The organism is Fuscovulum sp., from assembly GCA_035192965.1.
In the GTDB taxonomy this organism is placed as follows: Bacteria; Pseudomonadota; Alphaproteobacteria; order Rhodobacterales; family Rhodobacteraceae; genus Paragemmobacter.
Map to the genome: position 1 here is coordinate 2,413,862 of CP136571.1, position 25,228 is coordinate 2,439,089.

The following is a 25,228-nucleotide window of genomic DNA, read 5'->3' on the forward strand; positions in this document are numbered from 1 at the left end:
TGTGCCAGCCTGCACAACCCGCGCGCGCCTGCGGCGGGTGACCCGGCCTCTGCCTTCCCCTACATTGGACCCAAGCAAAGCCCGGAGGCTGCCATGAGCTGGAACCCCGCCCTAGACCCGTCCATCCCCATCGGCGATGCCGTCGATGCGATCGAGGCTGTCATCGTCCCGCGCGCCCGCGATCTTGGCGGGTTCGAGGTGCGCCGAGCACTTCCCTCGGTGGAGCGCCAGATGGTTGGCCCCTTCATCTTCTTCGATCAGATGGGCCCGGCTGAATTTCTGACAGGGCAGGGGATCGACGTTCGCCCCCATCCCCATATCGGGCTGGCCACCGTCACCTATCTGCTCAAGGGCCGCCTGCACCACCGTGACAGTCTGGGCACCGATCAATGGATCGAACCGGGTGCAGTCAACCTGATGATGGCAGGCCATGGCATCACCCATTCCGAACGCACAGATGGCTCGCTGCGCAGCCAGCCGCATACCATGTTCGGCCTGCAAACGTGGCTCGCCCTGCCGAAAAAGAACGAAGACGACCCCGCCGCCTTTGTCCATGCCCAAGGCAGCCTGCTGCCGGAACTGGAAGGCGAAGGCAAAACCGTCCGCCTGATCCTGGGCCATGCCTGGGGCGAACGCGTGCCGGTCGATACCCCGTCCGAGGTGTTCTATGCCGATGCCACCCTCGATCCCGGCGCCGCCATTCCGTTGCCCGACGACCATGAAGATCGCGGCATCTACATTCTGGCGGGTGAGGTGACTGTGGGCGGCCAGACCTTCCCCGCAGGCCAGATGCTCGTGTTCCGTCCGGGCGACCGCATCTCGGTGCGCGCAGGCGGGCAGGGGGCGCGGCTGATGCTGCTGGGCGGGGCTACGATGGATGGCCCGCGCCACATCTGGTGGAACTTCGTGGCCTCGTCGAAAGAACGCATCGACGCCGCGAAAGAGGCGTGGCGCGCAGGCGATTGGGCGCATGGCCGCTTCCGGCTGCCGCCCGATGACAACGCGGAATTCATCCCCGCTCCGTAACTGCCGTTTGGCAAAGCGGTTTTTGACGCAGAAACCGCGCCGGAATTTGGCGCAAATTCCGTGCGCCCTTCGGGAAGGGCGCATCCGATTTCTGCGTGCAGAAATCGACGCGAAATTTGCGCCAAATTTCGCCCTCTCCATCGGCCGCGGATTATTTTCCAAAGGTCGCTTGACGCCACCCGCGCCCTTCCGTAATACCCACCCCACGTTCGGGGAACCGGGCGGTCGAGTGCGGTTGTAGCTCAGTTGGTTAGAGTACCGGCCTGTCACGCCGGGGGTCGCGGGTTCGAGCCCCGTCAACCGCGCCATCCGCCCGACCCCGAACGTTTAAATGCGCGGTTGTAGCTCAGTTGGTTAGAGTACCGGCCTGTCACGCCGGGGGTCGCGGGTTCGAGCCCCGTCGACCGCGCCATTTCACCACAGATGCAGAATAATGAATGTGTGATAACGCTCCCGTAAAACCGGAGGTGCCCATGTAATTCCTCGACCGCATCCCCCTGACCCTAGCCTTTGTCGGCGCGTTCACGCTGGGCCTCGCCCCGTTCTTCCCGGAACCTCACATCTGGGAAAAGTTCAAGATGCTGGTGGCCGGCATCCCTCTTCGCCCCATGGACATCTTCGATCTCGCCTTCCACACCCTTCCTTGGCTTTTGCTGATCGCCAAACTGGCGCGGTTGGCGCTGAGTCGGTCATGAACAACCGGTTAAGGTTAACCGTTAGGACCGTTCGCTGCGTGCATACGCTTGTCTGCACAGGCGTCTGCACCGGCCGCTGCACAGCCGATTTCGCGTAAAACGCTGAAAAGGCGGGTGATTAACCCCCAGAACGCCCTACAACGTCAGCCGATACCGCACATGCCCGTCTGACTCGACAAAGCGGTCATACAGCCGCCGCGCCACGAGGTTGTCTTCATCCGTGTGCCAATACAGCCGCTGCCACCCTTTGCCCCGCGCCAGCGTCTTCAGATCCTCGATCAGCGCCCGCCCCACGCCCTTGCCCCGCGCCGCAGGCGCAAGGAACAGGTCTTCCAGATAGCAATCCTCACCGATCACCCATGTCGACGGGTGGTGCAGGTGAATGGCAAACCCCACCATTTCTCCATCCACAAAAGCCAGCCGCGCCTTGACCGGCGAGGCGGGGTCCATCAGCCGCGCCCAAGTGGCAGCGGTGACCTCTGGCTTCAGAACAACCTCATAGAAATCAAGGTATTGCTGCCACAAGCTGCGCCAACCCGCCTCATCCGCAGGGGTTGCATCGCGGATATCCACGCTCATTGCAGTCGCGCCAGAACACGGGCCCAGGACCGGATGCCCTTGTGGAAGCACTCCAGATCATACTTCTCATTGGGGCTGTGGATCTGGTCGTCATCCCGACCAAAGCCGATCAGCATCGCATCCATCCCCAGTTCCGTCTTGAAATATCCCGCAATCGGGATCGACCCGCCCGATCCCACAAAGGCCGCCGCGCGGCCCCATTCATCGGTCAGCGCCTGCCGCGCCGCCTCGAACGCCGGATCGCCGATCTCCATCACCGATGCGGGCGACCCTTCGATCCCGTCATGCCAGATGATCTCGCAATCTGCCGGAATTTGCGATTCTGCCCATGATCTAAAGGACTTGAGCACCTTCTCCGGATCCTGTTTCGACACCAGCCGAAAGCTCACCTTGGCATGGGCCTCGCCCGGCAGCACGGTCTTGAAACCCGCACCGGTATAGCCGCCCCAGATGCCGTTCACCTCGGCGGTCGGGCGCGACCAGATCATTTCCAGCGGCGTCCGCTCCACCTCACCCGCGGGCAGCGATAGCCCGACATCCCCCAGATACTTGCCATGGTCAAAGGCCAAAGCCTGCCACTGCTGGCGCAGCGCATCGGGCAGTTCGGCAACATCGTCATAGAATCCGGGCACTTGCACATGCCCCTCTGCATCATGCAGCCCCGCCAGCAACCGTGTCAGCACGTGAATCGGGTTGCGCGCCAACCCGCCATACATGCCCGAATGCAGATCGCGGCTTGCGGCTCGTACGGTGAATTCCGCCTTGCAAAGCCCGCGCAACATGGTCGTGATCGCAGGCACCGCATCCTCGAACAGCCCCGTATCACAAATCAGCGCCAGATCGGCGCGCAACTCGGCGGCATTCTCGCGCAGGAAGGGGATCAGCGACGGCGAACCCGATTCCTCCTCACCTTCCAGAAAGATCGTCAGCTTGCCGGGCAGGCTGCCATGCACCGCCTTCCAGGCCCGGCAGGCCTCAAGGAAGGTCATCAACTGCCCCTTGTCATCCGACGATCCCCGCGCTCGGATCACCTTGCCTTTGGGGGTATCTTCGACCTGCGGGTCGAACGGATCACGCGCCCAAAGCTCCAGCGGATCAACGGGTTGCACGTCGTAGTGCCCGTAGAACAACAGGTGACGCCCGCCTTCGCCCCCGTGCCCCACCACCATCGGATGCCCCGGTGTCGGACGGCTTGCCGCGGTGAACCCCAGCGTCTGCAAATCCGCCACCAGCCAATCCGCAGCGTGTGCACAATCGGGCTTAAAGGCCGGGTCGGTCGAGATCGACGGAATGCGCAGCAATTCCATCAACCGCTCCAGCGCCTGTGGCAGGTCCGCGTCAATGCGGGCAAGAACGGCATCAAGGCTCATGGCGCTGTCTCCTGAATGTGATACGCGCCGCGACCCTATCAACACTTCTGCCCCTGTCCAGACCCGGCCTGACAGGTTAAAACAACCCCGTCATCCGATGAGGAACCTGCCATGTCCCGATTGTCATCCCTGGTGCTCACCCTGTCCTTAGCCGGCTTTCCCGCGCTTGCCCAAAGCATCACGGGCGATGAGGCGGCGAGTCTTCTCTTCGCCCCGGCACCGGCCGAGGTGGAAATCAACGGGCAGGGCGTGCTGGCCAAGGACGAGGCCAAGATGCTGGCCATGGTCGCGCAGGACCAACCCTATTACGCCGCAATCGCCATTTCCCCCGATGAGGGGCTGATGTCCGAAGCCACCATCGCCGCAGCCAACCACCACACGATCGAAGCGGCCAGCACCGCCGCCCTTGGCGAATGCAACGCCAAGAAGAAAGGCGCCGCCGATTGTGTCATTGTGGCCCTTGTCCGCCCCGAAGGATGGGAGGCGCGGCCCCTGCAATTGTCCATGTCTGCGACCACCGATTTCGCGAACTACACGGGCGGCGCATTGGCCATTTCGGCGGCAACGGGTGCCTGGGGTTTGGGTGCATCCGGGGATGAGGCGGTCGCCGCCTGTGCCGCCAAACAGCAGGCCGCGACGGATTGCACCGTTGCCATCGCAGACTGACTGCGGCAACAGGTCCACCAAATCCGGGGTGAATCATGGCCGCTTTGATCCATATCAAGGGTAAGGCCGGGTTTACCGACCATGGCTATAGCAACGACTGACGCATTTATTCCGGGCCGCCGCCATATCAGGCTTTTCCCGGGACAAGCGCACTGAGGACGGCGAAACGCACCGCCGGATAGGAGACGCGATGGATTACCAAGCTGCGCTGGATGCCAGCCTGCAACGTCTGCACGACGAAGGGCGCTATCGCACCTTCATCGATATCGTGCGCCGCAAGGGCCATTTCCCGCAGGCAGTCTGGCGCCGCCCCGACGGCACGGAACGCGACATAACCGTTTGGTGCGGCAACGATTATCTGGGAATGGGGCAGCACCCCGAAGTGTTGGCCGCCATGCACGAGGCGCTCGATGCCACGGGCGCGGGATCGGGCGGCACGCGCAATATTTCCGGCACGACGGTCTATCACAAGCAGCTTGAGGCAGAACTGTCCGATCTGCACGGCAAAGAGGCCGCGCTGGTTTTCTCCAGCGCCTATATCGCAAATGACGCCACGCTTTCGACGCTGCGGTCCATCTTTCCCGGACTTATTATCTATTCCGACGCGCTTAACCATGCGTCCATGATCGAAGGCGTCCGTCGCGGGGGCGGCGAAAAGCGTATCTTCCGCCATAACGATCTGGCCCATCTGCGCGCATTGCTGGCGGCGGATGATCCCGCCGCGCCAAAGCTGATCGCCTTTGAATCGATCTACTCGATGGACGGCGATTTCGGCCCGATCGCCGCGATTTGCGATCTGGCACAGGAATTCAACGCGCTGACCTATATCGACGAGGTTCACGCCGTGGGCATGTATGGCCCGCGCGGGGCAGGGGTCGCGGAACGCGATGGCCAGATGCATCGCATCGACATCATCAACGGCACCCTGGCCAAGGCCTATGGCGTGTTCGGCGGATACATCGCTGCTTCGGCCCGCATGGTGGATGCGATCCGGTCCTATGCGCCGGGTTTCATCTTCACCACGTCTTTGCCGCCCGCCGTGGCGGCCGGTGCGGCGGCATCCGTCCGCATCCTCAAGACCGCGCAGCATCTGCGCGATTCCCAGCAACTTCATGCCCGCATTCTGAAAACCCGGCTCAAGGGGTTGGGTCTGCCGATCATCGACCATGGCAGCCATATCGTGCCGGTCCATGTCGGCGATCCGGTGCATTGCAAGATGCTGTCTGATATGCTGCTTGAAACCTATGGTATCTACGTGCAGCCTATCAACTTCCCCACCGTGCCGCGTGGCACCGAACGCCTGCGCTTCACGCCCTCGCCGGTGCACGATTCGCGGCAGATCGACCATCTGGTGCGGGCTATGGATGCACTTTGGGGGCATTGTGCGCTGAATCGCGCCGAGGTATCCGCCTGACACTTTCCGCACATGCAAAAGGCCTTGCCCTGTGCTAACTTATCCTGAATACGACAGAATATGAGTCGCGCACAATGCGACTCGGTGGTCTTGGGGCAGTGATGGGGCAAGTTGCATGATCGGTTGGAGGTCCAAACCTTCGACGGCCGGGGTCGACAAGCCAAAGGGCTTTGACGATTTCGAACTGCGACTGGGCGACCTGATGCGGGGCGAACGCGCCACGCTGGGCAAATCGCTGCTCGATGTGCAGCGCGAGCTTAAAATCAAAGCCACCTATATTGCTGCCATTGAAAATGCAGACGTGTCGGCCTTTGAAACCCAAGGGTTTGTCGCGGGCTATGTGCGGTCTTATGCGCGCTATCTCGGCATGGATCCGGATTGGGCATTTCAGAAATTCTGTGTCGAGGCGAATTTCACAGTCGCCCATGGCATGAGCGCGGCCGCCTCGTCTCAGGGGATCACGGCCAAACGTGCAACGCAGGATTTCGGCGATCCGCTGGCCAATCCCAACGCGACCTTCATCCCGCGCAGCGAAAGCGTGCTGTCGCAGATTGAACCGGGCGCGGTCGGCTCCGTTCTCGTGTTGGCGGTGCTCATTGGCGCGATCGGCTATGGCGGCTGGTCCGTGTTGCAAGAAGTGCAGCGCGTGCAACTGGCCCCGATCGACCAAGCCCCCGTTGTGGTGGCCGAGATTGACCCGCTCGACGGTGTGCAGCGCATTGATCCGCTGGTGGCCGAAGTCGCCGTCGCACCCGAAGCAGACCCCGCCGCGCTGGCCGAGGCGAATACTTCAGCCCAGCCCGATCTGATGGATCGCCTGTATCGTCCGCAGGCGCTGGATGTGCCGGTGATGACGTCGCGCGATGGCCCCATCGCAGCAATCAATCCGCGCGACACGGGCACCCTTGCCTCTGCCGCTCCTGCCGATCCCATGGCCGCCGCCGTCGATCAGGCATTGGCCGAGGCTGGCGCTGTGGATGGCGTGCAAGTCGTTGCCGACGCCGCGCCGCAACTGGAAGTTCTGGCCGTGCGCCCGTCATGGGTGCGGGTGCAATCGGCTGATGGCACCGTGCTGTTCGAAAAAATTCTTGATGCGGGCGAACGCTATGTCGTGCCCAGCCTCGAAGAGGCGCCCGTCCTGCGCGCGGGCAATTCAGGATCTGTTTACTTTGCCGTGAATGGCCGCACCTATGGCCCCGCCGCACCGGGCGCATCGGTTGTGAAGAACGTCGCCCTTTCCGCCGATGCCCTGACCCAGACCTTTGCCGAAGCGGATCTTTCCGTCGATGCCGATCTGGCGAAGTTCGTGAATGTGGCACAGGCCGCAACCGACCCGGCACCGCTCGTCGACTGATCAACTTCAGGCATTGTCGCCTCTGCGGTTGCCCTTGCGGTCGGCTGCGTCTATCTCTGTTGCAGACGTTTGCCCGCAGCAGGACCGCCTCCATGTCGCTGAATACCGTGCGCCCCTGGCGCAACATCTATCGCCGCAAATCGCGCCAGATCCGCGTGGGCAAGGTGCTGGTCGGCGGTGACGCACCGATCAGCGTGCAGACGATGACGAATACCCTGACCACCGATGTCGCGGCCACGCTGGAACAGATCCAGCGCGCCGCCATTGCCGGGGCCGATATCGTGCGCGTTTCCACCCCGGATGAAGAAAGCACCCGCGCCCTGCGCGAGATCGTGGCGGAAAGCCCGGTTCCCATCGTGGCGGATATCCATTTTCATTACAAACGCGCGATTGAGGCGGCAGAGGCTGGCGCTGCCTGCCTGCGTATCAACCCCGGCAATATCGGCGACGCCCGCCGCGTAGCCGAGGTGGTCAAAGCCGCCAAGGACCATGGCTGTTCCATCCGCATCGGCGTGAACGCGGGCAGTCTAGAAAAGCACCTGTTGGACAAGTATGGCGAACCTTGCCCTGATGCCATGGTGGAATCCGGCATGGATCACATCAAGCTGTTGCAGGACAACGATTTTCACGAATTCAAGATCAGCGTGAAAGCGTCGGATGTGTTCATGGCCGCCGCCGCCTATCAGCAACTGGCCGAAGCGACGGATGCCCCGATCCATCTGGGCATCACCGAAGCCGGGGGCCTTGTCTCCGGCACGGTGAAATCGGCCATCGGCCTTGGCAACCTGCTGTGGATGGGCATTGGCGACACGATCCGCGTCTCCCTTTCCGCCGATCCGGTGGAAGAGGTGAAGGTTGGCTTCGAAATCCTGAAATCGCTTGGTCTGCGCCACCGTGGCGTGACGATCATTTCCTGCCCGTCCTGCGCGCGGCAGGGATTTGACGTAATCAAGACGGTTTCCGCGCTCGAAGACCGCCTTGCCCACATCACCACGTCGCTGTCGCTGTCGATCATCGGCTGTGTTGTGAACGGCCCGGGTGAGGCTTTGATGACCGATATCGGTTTCACCGGCGGTGGCGCCGGATCAGGCATGGTCTATCTGGCAGGCAAGCAAAGCCACAAGCTGGGCAATGACCGGATGATCGACCATATCGTCGAACTGGTGGAACAGAAGGCCGCCGAAATCGACGCGGCCGAAAAGGCCGCCGCGTCCGAGGCGGCCCAGTAAGCGGGAAGATCAGCCCGCGTTGGCGCGCTGTTCTTCCACGATCTGCTGCATTGCATCCAGCGGCACATAGCCCCGCACCATGGTGCCGCCCACCACAAAGGTAGGCGTGCCGCTGATCTCCATCGTCTGCGCCAGACGGTGATTGTCCTCGATCACCTTGGTCACTTCCGGGGCATTCATCCGCTCCATGATGGGCTGCGGCTCCAGCCCCATATCCCCCGCGATGCGCGCAAGCGCTTCTGGCGTGGGTTCTGCCCGCATCGACAGCAGGGCATCATGGGCCGTCTTGTAGGCCTCATTCCCATGCAGTTGCAGCACCGCGATGGCAAAGCGCGACGACAGGACCGATGCCTCACCCAGAATCGGGAACTCCTTCAGAACAAAGCGGATATTGCCATCGCCTTCGACAAGCTGATCCACCTCTTCCCACGCCTTACGGCAATAGCCGCAGCGATAATCGATGAACTCAACCACCGTGATATCGCCTTCGGGATTGCCGCCGACATAAGACGCCGCATCATTGAAAATCGCGTCGGATTGCGCAGCAAGCATCTCCTTGTCGCGCGCCATGGCCGCGATCTGTTCGCGGTTTTCCAGTTCGTTCATCACCTCGACCAGAACCTCGGGGTTCTCCATCAGATAGGCCCGCACCTCGGCGCGAAAGGCTGTGCGTTCCGCATCCGACATATCGGTCAGACCGTCGGCAAAGCCGGGCAGGGCAAGGGCAAGGGTCAGGGCAGTGCCCGCAAAAAGACTGCGCATCAGAGGCTCCGTCAACGAAAGGCCCGGATCGGGCATTGCAATGGTCTTCGTCCCGCAGGGCAAAGCGCTTGCGCCCACCTTAGGGGTGGGGCCGGGAAGAATTCAAGGCATCCACCGCCCAATCCCTGCTTCGTGATACGGGAAGACGTGTCCGGCAAAGGGACGCGGGGGCCTCAAAGCACACCCGTCCCTGGATGTCGCAGCCTTGAATGGACAAGCGACGGATCAGGCGTGATACTCCGAGAAAAAAGCAGGAGGGCAGGGGATGCGTGCATGGCTGACAGGCTTGATCTTGACGGTAATGGCCTGGCTTCCGGCCGCCGCACAGGATCTGTCGGCTTTGGCGCGGTTGGACCCCGCCGCGTCTTCCATCATGGATCAGGGCGAAACCCTGTCCGTCACACTCCAGCTGAGCCAGCCTGTGCCGTGGCGGGTGCGTCTGGCAAATAACCCGCGCCGCCTGATCATGGATTTCCGCGAGGTGGACTGGTCCGGCATCGCCGACATGCGCCGCGACAGCAGCCGGATTGCAGATCTGCGTGCGGGCAGCTTTCGCCCCGGCTGGTCGCGTCTGGTGATGGAGCTGCGCGCGCCGATGGCCGTGATGACGGCGGAAATGGCCACCGATACCGGCGCAACGGTGCGCCTTGGGCTGGTGCCCACCACGCCAGCCGATTTCGAACGTCAGGCGGCCCTGCCAGAACCGGCGGAATGGGCGCTGCCACAGGCCGCCACTCTGTCCGCGCCGACCCCGCGCGGCGAGGGTCCGCTGACCGTGGTTCTTGACCCCGGGCATGGTGGCATTGATCCGGGCGCGGAACGCGATGGCCATACCGAGGCCGAATTGATGCTGATTTTCGCGCGTGAATTGAAGGAACTGCTCGTCCGCGACGGCGGCTTTCGCGTGGTGATGACACGTGATGATGACATCTTCGTTCCGCTTGAGGCACGCATCTCTGTGGCCCATGCTGCCGGGGCAGATGTCTTCCTGTCGCTCCACGCCGATGCCTTGGCCGAGGGTGAGGCCGTTGGGGCCACGATCTATACCCTGTCCGAAGATGCCAGCGACGAGGCTGCCCGCGCCTTGGCCGAACGGCATGACCGTGACGATCTGCTGTCGGGCATCGACCTGACCGAACAGGATGATTTGGTGGCGACGGTGCTGATGGACATGGCCCGCACCGAAACCCAGCCAAGGGTTGATCGGCTTGCGCTGGCGCTGCGACAGTCGATTTCGGGCGCGGGGCTCAAGATGCACCGCCATCCCATCCAGCAGGCGGGCTTTTCCGTCCTGAAATCTCCGGATGTGCCTTCGCTGCTGATTGAACTGGGATTTCTGTCTTCTGCGTCGGATCTGGAGCGATTGATCGACCCGGAATGGCGGGCCAGCATGGCCGCCGCCATCCGCGATGCGCTGCGCGTCTGGGCCGCCGAGGACGCCGCCCTTGCCGGGATGAAGGACGGCTGACGCAACCGGCGGCAAGATGCCGTTTGCCCGCGCCTTCACGCCATCGTTTTGACCTTTCCCCCCCCAGCCGTGTATAAGCGCGGGCAATATGGGAAAGCCTCGGGAAATGCGCGCGTGATCAGATTCGTCGGTTCATTCTTCGGAGCCATCTTCACAGCCGTGACGCTGGGTATCCTGTTCGGCGCGCTGACCATCGGCGCGATTTTCTTCATGTATTCGCGCGATCTGCCCAGCCATGAAAGCCTGGCGCAGTATACGCCCCCCACGATCAGCCGCATCTATTCCGGCGAAGGCCGGATCATGGATGAATTCGCACAGGAACGCCGCCTGTTCGTGCCGATCGAAGACATCCCAGATCTGGTAAAGGACGCCTTCATCGCGGCCGAGGACAAGAACTTCTACACCCACCACGGCTATGACGTCACCGGTATGGCCGCAGCCTTTCGCGATGCGATCCTGACCCGCGGTCAGGAACTGCGCGGCGCATCGACCATCACCCAGCAGGTGATGAAGAACTTCCTTCTGTCGGGCGACCGGACAGGCGAACGCAAGATCAAGGAAATCATCCTTGCCACCCGGCTTGAGGAGACGCTGTCCAAGGACAAGATCCTTGAACTGTATCTGAATGAAATTTTCCTTGGCCAGAACAGCTATGGTGTGGCGGCCGCCGCCCAGACCTATTTCAACAAACCTCTGACCGCCCTCACGGCGGGTGAGGCCGCCTATCTGGCAACCCTGCCCAAGGCGCCGTCGGAAATGCACCCTGTGCGCAACAAGGACCGTGCGCTGGAGCGGCGGGCTTATGTGCTTAATCGTATGGCCGAGGATGGCCACATCACCCGCGATGAGGCAAAGGCCGAGGCAGAGAAACCGCTGCTGACCGTGCAGAATGGCGACTACCCCGCCTTCCGCGAGGCGCTGCCGCCGCGCAACTATTTCACCGACGAAATCCGCCGCCAGCTGTCCACTACTTTCGGCGAGGCAGAATTCTTCGGCGGCGGCTTGTCTATCCGTGCGACCGCCGACCCCGACCTTCAGGAAGTGGCCGCCAAGGCCCTGCGCGACGGGCTGGAGAAGTATGACCGCGGCCTTGGCATCTGGCGCGGCACAGGCAAGACGATCCCTGCTGACCGTCTGGCCGATTGGCGCCCGGCTTTGGCCGAGGTGGAAGTGCCGCGCGACATCGCCGGCTGGTCCCCTGCCGTGGTGCTTGAGGTGGGCGAAAATGACGCCCGCATCGGCATCGAAGGGGTTGAGGATGACGCCGATGGCCACTGGATCCCGGCCGAAGATGTGACCTGGGCGCGCAAGCTGAACGCGGATGGCAGTTTTGGCCGCCGGGGGCAGGTCGCAGGTGATCTGGTCGCAGTGGGCGATGTCGTCCATGTGCGGGCCGTCACGTCGGATGAGGATGGCAGTTTCATCCGTTGGTCCCTGCGTCAGATCCCCGAAGTGCAGGGCGGCTTCATGGCGATGGACGTGTTCACCGGACGGGTCATCGCCATGCAGGGCGGTTTTTCCTATCAGGACTCGGTCTTCAACCGCGCGACACAGGCCACCCGTCAGCCCGGTTCCAGCTTCAAACCCTTTGTCTATGCCGCCGCGCTGGACAACGGGTTCACCCCCGGCACCATCGTCGTCGATGCGCCGATCGAGGTGGAAACCGCCGAAGGTCTGTGGACGCCGAAGAATGCGTCGAACAAGTTCTATGGCCCCACCCCGGTGCGGACCGGGATTGAGCAATCGCGTAACCTGATGACCGTGCGGATCGCGCAGGAAATCGGCATGGAAACGGTTGCGCGCTATGCCGAAAACTTTGGTGTTTATAACCCGATGCGCCCGTTCCTCGCCAATTCGCTTGGCGCGCAGGAAACCACGCTTTTCAAGATGGTGGCCGCCTATGCCATGTTCGCCAATGGCGGCGAACGGGTGGAACCCACACTGGTGGACCGCGTCCAGGACCGTTTTGGCCGCACCATCTATCGCCATGACCAGCGGGAATGCGTCGATTGCCGCCTGGCCAGCCTTGATCCTGGCGCGGGCGTCAGCATCCGGTCTGAACGCGAACGGGTGATGGACGCCATCACCGCCTATCAGCTGACTTCCATGATGGAAGGTGTTGTGGACCGTGGCACGGCGGCGCGGGCTGTGAACCTGCCGGTTCCGGTGGCGGGCAAGACCGGCACCACCAATGATGCCAAGGACGTCTGGTTCATCGGCTATACGTCAAACATCGTGGCGGGCTGCTACATGGGCTATGACCAGCCGCGCAGCCTTGGCTCTGGTGCGTCGGGTGGCGGCATGTGCGCGCCGGTGTTTCAGGAATTCATGGAACAGGCCGTGGCCCGCTATGGCGGCACTGAATTCCGCGTCCCTGAAGGCGGGCGCTGGGTCAAGCTGGACCGCTTTACCGGGTCCTTGTTGCCGGATGACGCTTCCGGTCCGAATGTGCAGGTCGAATACTTCCGCGAAGGCGTGGACGGCATCATCGGTCTGGACATGATGGTCGATGGCGGCTTTGCCATGGGTTCCAACCTGCCGCTCTTCGCCTATGGCGAGGGGGATGGCGGCGGCGAAACCACGGTTGTCACCTCAACCGGGGAAACGGCGGTCATTCCGGAAAAGGCAGATTTCGGCACGCTCAGTTCCGGCGGCCTTTACTGACGCCACCGCACAGGCAGGCAAGGGCGCAGCCCTTGCCGCCCGCTGCGCCAAAGGGTATCACGCCCTCCAGACTTTCAGACCTCCAGACCAGCACAGGACAGAACCACCATGCGCTCTGAGACGCAGAACAATGTCGATGCGATCTCCAAGTCGTTGAAGCTGCTTGGGCAGCGGATGGATTTGGAAACCGCGCCGCATCGTCTGGAAGAGTTCGACGCCATGATCGAAGCCCCTGATCTGTGGAACGATCCCGCAAAGGCACAAAAGCTGATGCGTGAACGGCAGGCATTGCTGGAGGCACTGTCCACCTATCGGATGATCGAGACCGGTCTGAAGGACAATGTCGAACTGATCGAACTGGGCGAGATGGAGGGTGATCAGGAAATCGTCACCGAAGCCGAAGCCGCGCTGAAAGCGCTGGTCGAGGTTGCCGCCGCCAAAGAGCTTGAAGCGCTGCTGGACGGCGAGGCGGATGGCAACGACACCTTCCTTGAAATCAATGCGGGTGCGGGCGGTACGGAATCCTGCGACTGGGCGTCGATGCTGGCCCGGATGTATGTCCGCTGGGCGGAGAAAAAGGGATACAAGGTTGAGATGCAGTCCGAAACCGCCGGCGAAGAGGCGGGTATCCGGTCTGTCAGCTATAAGATTACCGGTCACAATGCCTATGGCTGGCTGAAATCGGAATCCGGTGTTCACCGGCTTGTGCGGATCAGCCCCTATGATTCCGCCGCGCGGCGGCACACGTCGTTTTCTTCGGTCTGGGTCTATCCGGTGATCGACGACAATATCGAGATCATCATCCCCGACAATGAAATCCGGATCGACACCTATCGGTCGTCCGGTGCGGGCGGTCAGCACGTGAACACGACGGACTCGGCGGTGCGGATTACCCACTTGCCGACCAACATCGTCGTCACCTCGTCGATGAAATCGCAGCACCAGAACCGCGAAATCGCGATGAACGCGCTGAAATCGCGGCTCTATCAAATGGAACTGGACAAGCGCAACGCCGCTATCAACGCCGCCTATGAAAACAAGGGCGAGGCAGGCTGGGGCAACCAGATCCGGTCTTACGTGCTGCAACCCTATCAGATGGTCAAGGATCTGCGCACCAATGTCGAAACCTCGGACACGCAGGGTGTCCTGGATGGCGATCTGGATCGCTTCATGGCCGCGACGCTGGCAATGGACGTAGCCGGAAAATCCCGCGCCGAGGCCACCGCCGCAGATTAAGGCGATCTGCGAAATACATATTTGCCGCCACCCCCCGCGCCGCTTACCCTTTGGCAAAAAGGGGGGAAAGATGTCCGATCACGCAGGTACGCCGTCTGCGGCGGTGCCAGAGGTCCTGTCGCTGGACAGCGGCGATCTTCGCCATGCCCTAGGGGCAGGATGGCAGGATTTCCTAGCCCACCCTTTCTACGGCGCCTTCTTTGCCATGGTCTATGTCGTGGGGGGCTGGCTGCTGACCTATGCCTTCACCGCGCAGGGGCAGGTCTGGTGGACTTTGCCCGCGGCTGCCGGCTTTCCCATCCTTGCCCCTTTTGCGGCCTGCGGGCTGTATGAAATCAGCCGCAGGCGCGAGGCGGGGCAGCCACTTGTCTTCCGTGACATTCTGGGGGCGGTGGTTCGGCAAAAGGATCGTCAGATCCCGTCGATGGCGGCGGTGATTGTGGTCTTTTTCCTCTTCTGGAACTTTCTGGCCCATACGATCTTTGCTTTGTTTCTTGGCAAATCGACCATGACCAATGTCAGCTCATCGCTGGGCGTGTTCCTGACACCCGAAGGAATGATGATGCTGGCCTTTGGCTCCGCTGTAGGGGCGGTCTTTGCCACCCTGCTTTATGCGCTGACGGTGGTCAGCCTGCCCATGCTGCTGGATGATCGCGAGGTGGACTTTGTCACCGCCATGCTCACCTCGATCGCGCTGGTGCGCGAAAACCCGGTCGTGATGCTGGGCTGGGGGGCTTTCATCGCCGTGCTCTTGTTCGTCGGGATGCTGCCCGGCTTTCTGGGCCTGTTCGTCGTCTTGCCGGTGTTGGGGCATGCGACCTGGCATCTTTATCGCCGCGCGGTCCATTGGGCCTGAAATGGCAAAGGGCGCCCAAAGGGCGCCCTAGCAGTCTGACCAGTGGCACGTCCCGTATTAGGGCGCGTCGGGCTTTGCTGCCGGGGCAGGGGCCGCCGCAGGCATTGCCGGGGCCGTCACGCGGCCCTGTGCCAGCGGATCGTCCTGGCGCTGAACCGACCCTTCGAAATGCGCACCGCTTTCGATGGCGATGGTCTTGTGGATGATGTCGCCTTCAACCCGTGCGGTCGACGTCAGGCGCACCTTCAGCCCGCGCACGCGGCCAATCACACGGCCATTCACGACGATGTCGTCGGCCACTATCTCGCCGCGGATGGTGGCGCTTTCGCCCACGGTCAGCAGATGGGCGCGGATATCCCCTTCGACGGTGCCTTCTACTTGAATGTCACCGGTGGTGCGCAGATTGCCCACAACGGTCAGATCCGAGGACAGAACAGATGCGGTCGCCTTGCCCTTGGGGGCGGCGGGGGTGAAGTCCGTGCTGGGTTTCGTCACGCCTGCCTCCGGTGCTTTCGGCTTTTCCACTTCGGCCTGCTTGGGGCCCGGCTCGTTGATTCGGCTCTTAGAAAACATCTCTCGCTGCCTTTATGAAGGTCATCGGGTTGATTGCTTCGCCCCCGATCCGGATCTCGTAGTGGAGATGCGTGCCAGTGGAACGACCTGAATTGCCCATATCACCGATCCTGTCGCCGCGCGATACCCGATCGCCCACGTTGACGCGGATTTGCGACAAATGGCCATAGCGCGTCTCGATCCCGAATTCGTGCCGGATCTTGACCAGACGACCATACCCGCTTTCCCATCCGGCATGGATCACCACGCCATCGGCGGTGGCCAGGATCGGCGCGCCATAGGCACCCGCCATGTCTTGCCCTTCATGCCGGCGGAAGCCACGGCCAAAGGGATCGTTACGCCCGCCAAAGCCGCTGGTATAGCGCACGGGCGTGTTCACCGGCATCGCGAAGGGCGTCTTGAAGGCCGCGATGCGGTACATGTTCATCCGGTCAAGGCCCTGAAGAATGGCATTGGCGCGGGTGGCCTCGGGGCTCATCGCCGCGCCGGATGTCGACAGCGAGATGGGCGCCAATGGTCCACCGGTGCCGGAATAGCCCTTGCGGACCGAACTCAGCAAATCATCGGGCGAAAGGCCTGCATCGCGGAACATGTTGTCCAGCGGTTCCATCGACACGGTGACCGCTTCTTCCAGCTGCGCGAAGATCACGTCGTTCTGACGTTCCATCGCGCGCTTTTGTTCCATGATCTCTTCGGCGCGTTCAGCAGATTTCTGCGCCGCGCCTTCCATAAGGTCCCGCTCCTGCGCGGCATCGCCCAGCGCCTCGGTCAGGATGGCCAGCGTATCCACCGTATCACGGACGCGGCCCTGTTCGCTGCGTGCCGACCCTGTGGTCTCGGCCAGGGCCAGCGTCACCTCATCGGCCTTGCTGCGCGCCTCGTCCCGTTCGATGATCGTGCGGCGCAGGGTGGATTGGATCACGTCGATCCCGGTTTCCAGTTCGCGGCGCCGATCTTCCGATGCCAGCAACCGCGATTGCATATCGGCGACCTGTTCCAGCGCCAGATTGAACCGCTCTTGCGCGCGGGCTGCTTCTTCGGCCCGCAGGTCACGGTCGGCGGACAACAGGTTCAGCCGTTCTTCATACATCGCCTGTTGCCGCAGCGACTGTTCGCGTGACGATCCGGCACCGATGGAATCCATCATCAGAACGGCGGTGGCGACGATCGTCCAGGCCACGAACATCGCGCAGCCTGTCACCGCGATCAATTGCGTCACCGGGCGCAGGCGGATGAACCGTGTATCTGTATCTGATTTCAGGAACAGGCGTTGTTCGGGAAGGAAACGCTCGATCGTGGCGTTTATCCGATAGGCGACACGCGTCATCACTTGTGCGTTTTCCGTACGTTGCTGAAAAGGACGGGCGAAATGCTCCCAACCGGAGACGCCCATTGATTAGCCAGCGCATCACACTGCCGCAACATAATTGACCAGATGGCCCAAAACGGCACCTGAAATCCGCCGTAAGTCGGCAGAAACCCGCCGATAGCTGCGGATGGGGTCACCCCTCGGCCCCGGCCTCTGCCACCAGCGGCCAATAGAAATCCGGCGGCAGCCCGGCCTCGGCGCGCTTTTCCTCATTGAACGGCGGCTTCAGCGCGCCATGGAAATACTGGCGAACCAGATCATGGAACACGTCTTTCGGGTCCAACCCATCCCGCCCGCACAGCCAGTTGAACCATTTCGATCCATAGGCGACATGGCCCACTTCTTCACCATAGATCGTCTCAAGCGCGGCAATCGCCCCGGTATCGCCAGCCTTGCGGAACACCTCGATCATGCCCGGCGTCACATCCAATCCCCGCGCCTCAAGCACCATGGGCACAACGGCCAGACGTCCCAACAGATCGTCCACTGTATCTTCGGCGGCGCGCCACATCCCGGCATGGGCGGGCAGGGCGCCGTAATGGCTTCCCATCGTTTCAAGACAATCGCAGATCAGGTTGAAATGCTTCGCCTCTTCATCCGCCGCCTTGACCCAATCATCGTAAAAGCCCAACGGCATCGGATGATCGGTAAAACGGGCGATGATGTCCCAATGCAGATCGACGGCGTTCAATTCGATATGCGCCACCGCGTGCAACAGCGCGATGCGCCCGGCCTCGGTTCCGGGGCGGCGGCGCGGCACATCGCGCGGGGCAAGCAGATCGGGTTTTTCCGGCCGGGCAGGGCGCAGGGGCGGTTGGGCCTTGCCCACCGGCAACGGCGCGCCCGCTGCCCGCGCAGCAAACCAGGCGCTTGCATGCTTGCGGCCCAGCGCGGTTTTTGCGCGTCCGTCGGCGGTGGAAAGAACCTCCAACGCCATCTCGGCCAGGCTTTGCATGGTCAAAGCGCCTTGGCCGCCGCCAGTACCTCATCCGCATGGCCCTTGACCGACACCTTGTTCCAGACCTGCGCCACCTTGCCGGTGCCGTCGATCAGGAACGTTGTGCGCTCTACGCCCATATAGGTCTTGCCATACATGCTCTTCTCAACCCAGACGCCGTAGTCTTCACAGGTGTGACCAGCCTCGTCCGAGGCGAGAATGATCGACAAGCCATGTTTCTTGCAGAACTTGTCATGCGCCTTGATGCTGTCCTTGCTCACGCCGATGACCGTGGTGCCTGCGGCGGTGAAATCGGCCAGACGGGCGGTGAAATCCTGCGCTTCAAGCGTGCAGCCGGGCGTGTCATCCTTGGGATAGAAATACAGCACCACCTTGCCCGGACGCAGGGCCGAAAGGGTGAGGGACGCCCCGCCATCGCGCGGCAGGGTGAAATCGGGGGCGCTTGCGCCTGCGGTGATCATCTGGCGGCTCCTTGCATTGTGACGATGGATGCTTTGCGTTCTAGTTGCCTTCGGGCGAAGATAAAGGCAATCCCGGCAGTGAATGATGGGAGGGGCCTCGCAGAGTGTCAGATTCTGGCCTGCATGACACGGTGCCGGAAACCGCCGCCCCGGGCGACGGGCAGGGTCCGGCCATGCCGCAGCCCGCACCCAGCCCGCGGCGCAGGCCGCTGCGCAACGGGATTATCGGCCTGTTCGTCGTGCTGGTCCTATTGCTGTCGCTGGGCTTTGGCCTTCTTGCGCTGACCGGGTCATTTCTGCGCCTTCCCGTCTGGGCTGTGGCCGAGGCTGAAGATCGCCTGAACCGCGCCCTTGCCCCGACCTTCCCCGAAAACGCTATCGCCATCGGCGGGGTCGAGATCGGGGTGGATGACAATTGGGTGCCACGTCTGCGGCTAGAAGACACCCGCCTTCTGCACCGTGACGGTTCCCCCGTCCTTATCCTGTCCGAGGTGCGGGTGGCCTTCTCTCTGGATGCCCTGTTGGACGGGCAGATCAGGCCCAGCAGCCTGCGCCTGTCTGGTACACGCATCGACCTGACACGCGAACGCGATGGCAGTTTTGACGTGGCATTTGGCGGCCTTGGCAGCGACCGTCGGATCGACAGCCTGCCCGCCTTTTTTGCGATGATAGACGAGGCTTTCGATACCCCCGCTCTGTCACGGTTGCAGGCCATAGATGCCGATGCCCTGACGCTCGCGCTGACAGACAGGGTGTCGGGCCGAGTCTGGGATCTTGGCGATGGGCGGTTGCGGCTTGAAAATCACCCCGATGAGCTGCGCGCAGAAATGGCCCTGTCGCTGATGGGGGCAGACGGTAATCCGGCACAGGCGCAGCTGACGGCCATCACCCGCAAAGGCGAGAACAGCGCCCGATTGTCCGCCACAGTGGACCGTGTCCATGCCGCCGATCTGGCCGCGCTGATCCTGCCCTTGGCCCCTCTGGCGGCTGTGGATGCGCCCATTTCGGGCAAGCTGTCTGCCCGACTGGAGGCCGAGGGGATCACGACCATGGACGCCGCGCTGGAATTTGGCGCCGGCGCCCTGCGCCCGACCGATGCCGCCGTTCCCATCGCCTTTGAACGCGCAGCGATGACTGTCAGCTATGATCCGGCAAAAGGACGGGTGAACCTGAATGCTTTTGATGTGGAAAGCACGACGCTGCGCCTGCGCGCGACTGGGCATTCTTATCTGACCGATGCCGCGGGCTCCATCCTGACCGGCCCGCTTGGCACCCGCCTGCCGCACAGCTTTTTGACCCAGATTCACATTTCGGAAATGCAGGTCGATCCGGCGGGCTTGTTTCAAAAACCTGTCCGGTTCAGTGAAGGTGCGGTCGATCTTCGGCTTCGGCTCGATCCGTTCAGCATCGATATTGGCCAGGTGGCGCTGGTCGAACAGGACCGCCGCCTATCGGCCAAAGGCCGCATCAGCGCCGGGTCCGAAGGTTGGACCGCTGCCGTTGACCTGACGCTGGATTCCATCGGCCATACCGACCTGATGGCGATCTGGCCGGTCAAGCTGGTGAAACGCACGCGCGACTGGCTGGAACAGAACGTGCTGGAAGGCACGCTCACCGATGTAAAGGCCGCGCTGCGCATCGCGCCGGGCAAGGAACCGGTTCTGTCGCTCGGCTATGATTTCTTTGGCGCGGATGTCCGTTTTCTGCGCACTTTGCCTCCCATCCGCGATGCCGATGGCTACGCCACGATCGAAGGCATGACCTATACAATGGTGGTCAGCCGTGGGTCGGTCACGCCGCCCCTTGGCGGGGTGATCGACATGTCCGGATCGGTGTTCTCGGTGCTGGATATCACCCGCCGCCCGGCGCAAGCCGAGGTGGTGTTGAAGACGAACTCCACCCTCACCGCCGCGCTGTCACTCTTGGATGAACCCCCGTTCGGCTTTCTCAAGAAGGCAGGTCGTGCCGTCGATCTGGGCGAAGGGCGCGCCACATTGGATGCCACGCTGCGCTTTCCGTTGCTGCCAAAGCTGACGGCAGAAGACGTGATCTTCTCCGTCAACGGCCGCGTTACCGATTTCCGCAGCGACCGGCTGGTGGCAGGCAAGCAGATCGCCGCCCCGGACCTGTCACTGTCGGCTGATCCCAGGGGCCTGCGCGTTTCCGGTCCCGGTACCATCGGGCGCGTCCCCTTTGATGTGACCTTCAGCCAGCCGTTTGGCAAACAGGCCCCCCCCGCCAGCATCGAAGGCACCGTCGCCCTATCGCGCGACACGATCACCGAATTCGGCCTTGGCCTGCCCGAGGCCATCGCTCGGGGTGATGGGCAGGGCATGGTAACGATCACCCTGCCCAAAGGCGAACCGGCCCAACTGCGCCTGATTTCAGACCTGAACCGCATCGAAATCACCCTTCCCGGCACCGGGTGGCGCAAGCCCGCGGGCACGCTCGGGCGGTTGGAGGTGGCGGCCACACTGTCCAAGCCCGCCGCGATTGACAGCCTGACCATCACCGCCCCCGGTCTGTCGGCCCGGGGCAGCGTTCGGCTTCTGCCGGGCGGAAGTTTGGATCAGGTCGATTTCACAGAAGTTGAACTGGGCGACTGGCTTTCTGGCCGGGTCCGTATCAGCGGGCGGGGCGAAGGGCGGCCCGTGGGCATTCTGGTGTCAGACGCCACGGTCGATCTGCGCAGCAAACCCCCCGATACGGTGGCAGGCGGCGGTGGGGGCGAGGTGGCAGATATCCCGCTGACATTTGCCCTGAACCGCCTGCGCATCACCGACAGCATATCGCTGACCGAATTCCGCGGCGACTTCTCGCCGCGCGGCGGCTTCAATGGCAGTTTCAGCGCCCTTGTGAACGGTCAGGCCGCCGTCAATGGCACTGTTGTACCCAGCGCTAATGGGGCCGCGATCCGCGTGCTTTCCGACAATGCCGGCGGAGTGTTGTCTTCGGCCGGGGTTTTCGCCTCGGCACGCGGGGGGCAACTTGATCTGCGGCTGGTCCCGCGTGCTACGGATGGCGTCTATGACGGCACCGCCGACATGCGCGATTTCCGGGTGGTCGACGCGCCGGTGCTGGCCGAACTGCTCAACGCCGTTTCGGTTGTCGGCATCCTGGAGCAGCTTAACGGTGAAGGGCTGGCCTTCGGACAGGCGCTGGCCGAATTCGTGTTGACGCCCGAGGCGGTGCAGATCACCCGCGGCTCTGCCGTTGGCAATTCCATTGGCGTATCGATGGCCGGTCTCTATGGCACCCGGGATGGGGCGCTGGACTTGCAAGGGGTGGTGTCGCCGATCTACATGCTGAACGGCATCGGCGCGATCCTCACGCGGCGCGGCGAAGGTCTGTTCGGCTTCAACTATCGGGTGCAGGGCAGCCGGGATCGCGTTGCTGTGTCGGTGAACCCGCTGTCGATCCTGACGCCGGGCATGTTCCGTGACCTGTTCCGCCGCGACCCGCCGCGCTTGGCAAACCCAGACGAGAGCCCTGACGGATGAAACTGACAGATTTCGATTTCGACCTGCCCGAGTCGCTCATCGCCACCCGGCCCGCCCGCCCGCGCACGCATGCGCGCCTGCTGCTGGCACAGGGCGACGGGATTGACGACCGTCACGTCTATGACTTGATCGACATCTTTCGTCCGGGCGACCGGCTGGTGTTGAACAACACCAAGGTGATCCCCGCCCGTCTGACAGGCCAGCGCACCCGCGGCGAAGCTGTGGCAAAGGTGGAAATCACCCTGCTGGAACCGGCTGCCATCGGCTGGCGTGCCTTGGCGAAACCGCTGCGCAAGGTGAACGAAGGCGAGGTGATCCGCTTTTCCGACAGCCTGTCTGCCACCGTAACGGAAAAGGGCGAAACCGATCTGCGGCTGACCTTCAACCTGACCGGCGATGATTTCGATGCCGCGCTTGCCGAAGCCGGGGCGATGCCATTGCCGCCCTACATTGCTGCCAAACGCGCCCCCGACGCGCAGGATGCCACCGACTATCAGACCGTGTTCGCCCGTCATGCCGGGGCCGTGGCCGCACCCACCGCTTCGCTGCATTTTGACGAGCCGCTTCTGCGCGCGTTGGCCGACAAAGGCGTAACCTTCACCGAAGTGACGCTGCATGTCGGCGCAGGCACCTTCCTTCCGGTAAAGGTGGATGAAGTGACCACCCACCGGATGCACGCCGAATGGGGCCAGGTCACCCCCGGTGCGGCGGCCGAGATCAACGCCACCAAAAGGGCAGGGGGCCGCATCATCCCAGTGGGCACCACTGCGCTGCGTCTGATCGAATCCGCCACCGACGAAGACGGCATCATCCAGCCCTGGACCGGCCCGACCGACATCTTCATCTACCCCGGCTACCGCTTTCGCATCACCGATGCGCTGATGACCAACTTCCACCTGCCCAAATCCACGCTGATGATGCTGGTCTCGGCGCTCATGGGGCAGGACCGCATCAAGCGGATCTATGCCCATGCCGTGCAGAACGGCTATCGCTTCTTCAGCTATGGCGATTCCTCGCTTCTCATTCCCTGACGGGGGCGATAGGGGCTGCGTCGTATTCCTGCTCATGCCGATCTTGCGGCGTGCTATCCTTTGACATCATCCGCTTTTTTCCCGGTGCGCCCATGCTGAAAGTGATCTCCACCTCATGGCCGCTGCTGCTGGGCGTCATGCTTCTGATGGTCGGCAACGGCATTCAGGGCACTCTTCTGGGTATCCGAGGCGCGATCGAAGGCTTTTCCACCTTTGAGATTTCGCTTGTCATGTCCGCTTACTTCGCGGGTTTTCTGGTGGGCTCGCAAGTAGCACCATCGTTGATCCGAAAGGTGGGCCATGTGCGCGTGTTTGCGGCGCTGGGTTCGCTGATCTCGGCCGTGCTGGTGGTCTATCCGGTCGCCGCCGACTGGATGGTCTGGACGGCGCTGCGCGTGCTGATCGGGTTCTGCTTTTCGGGCATCTACATCACCGCTGAAAGCTGGCTGAACAACGCCGCCACGAACGAAACGCGTGGGCAGGCATTGTCGGCCTATATGATCGTGCAGATGCTGGGCATCATCGCAAGCCAAGCCATCCTGAACGTGGCCGATCCGTCCGGGTTTGTCCTGTTCGTGATCCCGTCGGTGTTGGTGTCGCTCGCCTTCATGCCGCTTCTTCTTGCCCCCACACCAGCCCCGACATTCGAGACGACCAAAGGCCTTTCCTTCCGCGCGCTGTTCCGCATTTCGCCGCTCGGCTGTGCGGGGATGCTTCTGACCGGGGGCGTCTTCTCGGCCATGTTCGGTATGGCGTCAGTCTGGGGCGCGATGGAGGGGCTGTCAGTCCGCGACATCTCGATCTTTGTCGGTGCGCTTTATGTGGGTGGGCTTATTCTGCAATACCCGGTGGGCTGGTTGTCGGACCGGATGGATCGCCGCCTGCTGATCACCGGCCTGTCCGGGATCGCCGCCGTGACAATGCTGATCGCCGGGCTGTTTGATCTGCCCTTCTACGGCTATCTCATCGTCGCACTTCTTCTGGGTGGGATCACCAACCCGGTCTATGCCTTGCTCATCGCCTATACCAACGACTTCCTGTCCAAGGATGACATGGCCGCTGCCAGTGCGGGGATGATCTTCCTGAACGGATTTGGTGCAATCTTCGGCCCGATCATCACCGGCTGGATCATGGGGCAGGTGGGATCGGGCGGTTTTTTCCTCTTCATTGCCGCGCTTTACGTGGCGCTGACGGGCTACGCGCTCTGGCGCATGTCGCGCCGTGCCGCGCCTGCGGGCAGTGGGCCATCCAATTTCATTGTTCCCACCGCCTCATCGGTCGCCGCGACCGCTGTCATCGAAAAGGATCGCTGACGGTGGTTGCGCCCCTGACTGTTCCCTGCCACGCTTGATGGGCAACACGGAAGGGATACGCCATGTCAGACCCGGTGGAACTGCTGGATTTCTGGCTGGGTGAGGTTGGCCCCGATGGCTGGTACATCGGCGGGGACGAGATCGACAGCACCTGCCGCGCCCGGTTTCAGGATATCTGGCAGGCCGCGCGTGACGGCAATCTTGACCACTGGATCGACGGCACCGTTGGCACGCTGGCCTTTCTGATCCTGACCGATCAACTGCCGCGCAACATGTTTCGCGGCACGGCTGACAGCTTTGCCACCGATCCACACGCCCTTTCCGCCGCCCGCGCCGCACTTGCCGCCGGTTGGGATATGGGCGCGCCAGAACCGGAACGGCAATTCTTCTACATGCCTTTCGAGCATTCCGAAAATCCCGCTGATCAGGCGCTTGCCGTGCAACTGATGCAGGAACGCCTGTCTTCTGATCCCGAAATGGCGCTGCACGCTCGCGCGCATCAGGCCGTCATCGCCCGATTTGGCCGCTTTCCCAGCCGCAACGCCGCCCTTGGCCGCGCCGACACGGCCGAAGAATCCGACTGGTTGGCCGCAGGCGGATACGGGGCCGAAGTGCGCCGCCTGCAAGATGCTGCCAGCCATGCGTCCGGCGCATAGGGCCCCGGCGCTGCCTGCGTTGCTTGGTTTGGAAAAATAGTTTAAGGC

At 62.5% G+C, this 25,228-nt stretch carries 20 protein-coding genes and 2 tRNA genes; 15 read left to right on the forward strand and 7 right to left on the reverse strand.

Features of this window, described 5'->3' with window-relative positions; translation table 11 throughout:
• The first annotated feature begins 93 nt into the window (after positions 1-93).
• From RSE12_11840 to RSE12_11850, 3 genes are all read left to right on the forward strand, one after another.
• On the forward strand, positions 94-1,026 hold the full coding sequence (locus RSE12_11840) for a pirin family protein (GenBank protein ID WRH61083.1): 933 nt from the start codon (positions 94-96) through the stop codon (positions 1,024-1,026).
• 231 nt (positions 1,027-1,257) lie between these two features.
• Positions 1,258-1,334: transfer RNA gene (locus tag RSE12_11845), tRNA-Asp, on the forward strand.
• Positions 1,335-1,361: 27 nt separating this feature from the next.
• Positions 1,362-1,438: transfer RNA gene (locus RSE12_11850), tRNA-Asp, on the forward strand.
• A 418-nt stretch (positions 1,439-1,856) separates the two neighbouring features.
• Here RSE12_11850 and RSE12_11855 read toward each other — a convergent pair.
• Together RSE12_11855 and RSE12_11860 are read right to left on the reverse strand one after the other, a co-directional pair.
• Positions 1,857-2,300, reverse strand: a complete 444-nt coding sequence (locus RSE12_11855) for a GNAT family N-acetyltransferase (protein ID WRH61084.1) — start codon at positions 2,298-2,300, stop codon at positions 1,857-1,859.
• Positions 2,297-3,670 (reverse strand): M20/M25/M40 family metallo-hydrolase, encoded by a 1,374-nt coding sequence (locus RSE12_11860; protein WRH61085.1) that lies wholly within the window; start codon positions 3,668-3,670, stop codon positions 2,297-2,299. The genes RSE12_11855 and RSE12_11860 overlap by 4 nt, the downstream gene beginning before the upstream one ends.
• Before the next feature lie 111 nt (positions 3,671-3,781).
• Here RSE12_11860 and RSE12_11865 point away from each other — a divergent pair, with 111 nt between their 5' ends.
• The 4 genes from RSE12_11865 (at position 3,782) to ispG (ending at position 8,333) form a co-directional block, all read left to right on the forward strand.
• Complete coding sequence (locus tag RSE12_11865; GenBank protein ID WRH61086.1) at positions 3,782-4,336, forward strand: 5-aminolevulic acid synthase; 555 nt, start codon at positions 3,782-3,784, stop codon at positions 4,334-4,336.
• Positions 4,337-4,526: 190 nt separating this feature from the next.
• The gene (gene hemA / locus RSE12_11870; GenBank protein WRH61087.1) at positions 4,527-5,750 is read left to right on the forward strand and encodes a 5-aminolevulinate synthase; all 1,224 of its coding nucleotides are present in this window, start codon (positions 4,527-4,529) and stop codon (positions 5,748-5,750) included.
• A 115-nt stretch (positions 5,751-5,865) separates the two neighbouring features.
• Positions 5,866-7,104 carry a DUF4115 domain-containing protein gene (locus RSE12_11875; GenBank protein WRH61088.1) on the forward strand — a complete coding sequence of 413 codons (1,239 nt, stop codon included), beginning with the start codon at positions 5,866-5,868 and terminating at the stop codon, positions 7,102-7,104.
• A 92-nt stretch (positions 7,105-7,196) separates the two neighbouring features.
• A complete protein-coding gene (gene ispG / locus RSE12_11880) occupies positions 7,197-8,333 on the forward strand; it encodes a flavodoxin-dependent (E)-4-hydroxy-3-methylbut-2-enyl-diphosphate synthase (GenBank protein ID WRH61089.1) in 1,137 nt (378 codons plus the stop codon).
• 9 nt (positions 8,334-8,342) lie between these two features.
• Here the strand turns inward: ispG and RSE12_11885 are convergent, their stop codons facing one another.
• On the reverse strand, positions 8,343-9,095 hold the full coding sequence (locus tag RSE12_11885) for a DsbA family protein (protein ID WRH61090.1): 753 nt from the start codon (positions 9,093-9,095) through the stop codon (positions 8,343-8,345).
• A gap of 301 nt (positions 9,096-9,396) precedes the next feature.
• On the opposite strand from RSE12_11885, the gene RSE12_11890 reads away from it, so the two are divergent.
• From RSE12_11890 to RSE12_11905, 4 genes are all read left to right on the forward strand, one after another.
• A complete protein-coding gene (locus tag RSE12_11890; protein WRH61091.1) occupies positions 9,397-10,563 on the forward strand; it encodes an N-acetylmuramoyl-L-alanine amidase in 1,167 nt (388 codons plus the stop codon).
• A gap of 114 nt (positions 10,564-10,677) precedes the next feature.
• On the forward strand, positions 10,678-13,227 hold the full coding sequence (locus RSE12_11895) for a PBP1A family penicillin-binding protein (protein ID WRH61092.1): 2,550 nt from the start codon (positions 10,678-10,680) through the stop codon (positions 13,225-13,227).
• 108 nt (positions 13,228-13,335) lie between these two features.
• Positions 13,336-14,463 (forward strand): peptide chain release factor 2, encoded by a 1,128-nt coding sequence (prfB, locus tag RSE12_11900; protein WRH61093.1) that lies wholly within the window; start codon positions 13,336-13,338, stop codon positions 14,461-14,463.
• Between the two features lie 70 nt (positions 14,464-14,533).
• On the forward strand, positions 14,534-15,319 hold the full coding sequence (locus RSE12_11905; protein ID WRH61094.1) for a DUF2189 domain-containing protein: 786 nt from the start codon (positions 14,534-14,536) through the stop codon (positions 15,317-15,319).
• 57 nt (positions 15,320-15,376) lie between these two features.
• On the opposite strand, the gene RSE12_11910 is transcribed toward RSE12_11905, so the two are convergent.
• The 4 genes from RSE12_11910 to RSE12_11925 all read right to left on the reverse strand — a co-directional run bounded on the left by RSE12_11910 (position 15,377) and on the right by RSE12_11925 (position 18,680).
• Positions 15,377-15,892 carry a polymer-forming cytoskeletal protein gene (locus RSE12_11910; GenBank protein WRH61095.1) on the reverse strand — a complete coding sequence of 172 codons (516 nt, stop codon included), beginning with the start codon at positions 15,890-15,892 and terminating at the stop codon, positions 15,377-15,379.
• Positions 15,882-17,222 carry a DUF5930 domain-containing protein gene (locus tag RSE12_11915; protein ID WRH61096.1) on the reverse strand — a complete coding sequence of 447 codons (1,341 nt, stop codon included), beginning with the start codon at positions 17,220-17,222 and terminating at the stop codon, positions 15,882-15,884. The genes RSE12_11910 and RSE12_11915 overlap by 11 nt, the downstream gene beginning before the upstream one ends.
• A 172-nt stretch (positions 17,223-17,394) precedes the next feature.
• On the reverse strand, positions 17,395-18,216 hold the full coding sequence (locus tag RSE12_11920) for a ferritin-like domain-containing protein (protein ID WRH61097.1): 822 nt from the start codon (positions 18,214-18,216) through the stop codon (positions 17,395-17,397).
• A 2-nt stretch (positions 18,217-18,218) separates the two neighbouring features.
• The gene (locus RSE12_11925) at positions 18,219-18,680 is read right to left on the reverse strand and encodes a peroxiredoxin (GenBank protein ID WRH61098.1); all 462 of its coding nucleotides are present in this window, start codon (positions 18,678-18,680) and stop codon (positions 18,219-18,221) included.
• 104 nt (positions 18,681-18,784) lie between these two features.
• On the opposite strand from RSE12_11925, the gene RSE12_11930 reads away from it, so the two are divergent.
• The 4 genes from RSE12_11930 to RSE12_11945 all read left to right on the forward strand — a co-directional run bounded on the left by RSE12_11930 (position 18,785) and on the right by RSE12_11945 (position 25,180).
• The gene (locus RSE12_11930) at positions 18,785-22,180 is read left to right on the forward strand and encodes a DUF3971 domain-containing protein (GenBank protein ID WRH61099.1); all 3,396 of its coding nucleotides are present in this window, start codon (positions 18,785-18,787) and stop codon (positions 22,178-22,180) included.
• A complete protein-coding gene (gene queA / locus RSE12_11935) occupies positions 22,177-23,211 on the forward strand; it encodes a tRNA preQ1(34) S-adenosylmethionine ribosyltransferase-isomerase QueA (protein ID WRH61100.1) in 1,035 nt (344 codons plus the stop codon). Before RSE12_11930 ends, queA begins: the two co-directional genes overlap by 4 nt.
• A gap of 92 nt (positions 23,212-23,303) precedes the next feature.
• Positions 23,304-24,524 (forward strand): MFS transporter, encoded by a 1,221-nt coding sequence (locus RSE12_11940; GenBank protein ID WRH61101.1) that lies wholly within the window; start codon positions 23,304-23,306, stop codon positions 24,522-24,524.
• A 62-nt stretch (positions 24,525-24,586) separates the two neighbouring features.
• A complete protein-coding gene (locus RSE12_11945; GenBank protein WRH61102.1) occupies positions 24,587-25,180 on the forward strand; it encodes a DUF924 family protein in 594 nt (197 codons plus the stop codon).
• The last annotated feature ends 48 nt before the right edge of the window (positions 25,181-25,228 follow it).

Excerpts from the sequence above, each read along its gene's own strand:
- RSE12_11840 (WRH61083.1), top strand. The coding sequence starts at position 94 with ATGAGCTGGAACCCCGCCCTAGACCCGTCCATCCCCATCGGCGATGCC.
- RSE12_11855 (WRH61084.1), bottom strand. The coding sequence starts at position 2,300 with ATGAGCGTGGATATCCGCGATGCAACCCCTGCGGATGAGGCGGGTTGG.
- RSE12_11860 (WRH61085.1), bottom strand. The coding sequence starts at position 3,670 with ATGAGCCTTGATGCCGTTCTTGCCCGCATTGACGCGGACCTGCCACAG.
- RSE12_11865 (WRH61086.1), top strand. The coding sequence starts at position 3,782 with ATGTCCCGATTGTCATCCCTGGTGCTCACCCTGTCCTTAGCCGGCTTT.
- hemA (WRH61087.1), top strand. The coding sequence starts at position 4,527 with ATGGATTACCAAGCTGCGCTGGATGCCAGCCTGCAACGTCTGCACGAC.
- RSE12_11875 (WRH61088.1), top strand. The coding sequence starts at position 5,866 with ATGATCGGTTGGAGGTCCAAACCTTCGACGGCCGGGGTCGACAAGCCA.
- ispG (WRH61089.1), top strand. The coding sequence starts at position 7,197 with ATGTCGCTGAATACCGTGCGCCCCTGGCGCAACATCTATCGCCGCAAA.
- RSE12_11885 (WRH61090.1), bottom strand. The coding sequence starts at position 9,095 with ATGCGCAGTCTTTTTGCGGGCACTGCCCTGACCCTTGCCCTTGCCCTG.
- RSE12_11890 (WRH61091.1), top strand. The coding sequence starts at position 9,397 with ATGGCCTGGCTTCCGGCCGCCGCACAGGATCTGTCGGCTTTGGCGCGG.
- prfB (WRH61093.1), top strand. The coding sequence starts at position 13,336 with ATGCGCTCTGAGACGCAGAACAATGTCGATGCGATCTCCAAGTCGTTG.
- RSE12_11905 (WRH61094.1), top strand. The coding sequence starts at position 14,534 with ATGTCCGATCACGCAGGTACGCCGTCTGCGGCGGTGCCAGAGGTCCTG.
- RSE12_11910 (WRH61095.1), bottom strand. The coding sequence starts at position 15,892 with ATGTTTTCTAAGAGCCGAATCAACGAGCCGGGCCCCAAGCAGGCCGAA.
- RSE12_11920 (WRH61097.1), bottom strand. The coding sequence starts at position 18,216 with ATGCAAAGCCTGGCCGAGATGGCGTTGGAGGTTCTTTCCACCGCCGAC.
- RSE12_11925 (WRH61098.1), bottom strand. The coding sequence starts at position 18,680 with ATGATCACCGCAGGCGCAAGCGCCCCCGATTTCACCCTGCCGCGCGAT.
- queA (WRH61100.1), top strand. The coding sequence starts at position 22,177 with ATGAAACTGACAGATTTCGATTTCGACCTGCCCGAGTCGCTCATCGCC.
- RSE12_11940 (WRH61101.1), top strand. The coding sequence starts at position 23,304 with ATGCTGAAAGTGATCTCCACCTCATGGCCGCTGCTGCTGGGCGTCATG.
- RSE12_11945 (WRH61102.1), top strand. The coding sequence starts at position 24,587 with ATGTCAGACCCGGTGGAACTGCTGGATTTCTGGCTGGGTGAGGTTGGC.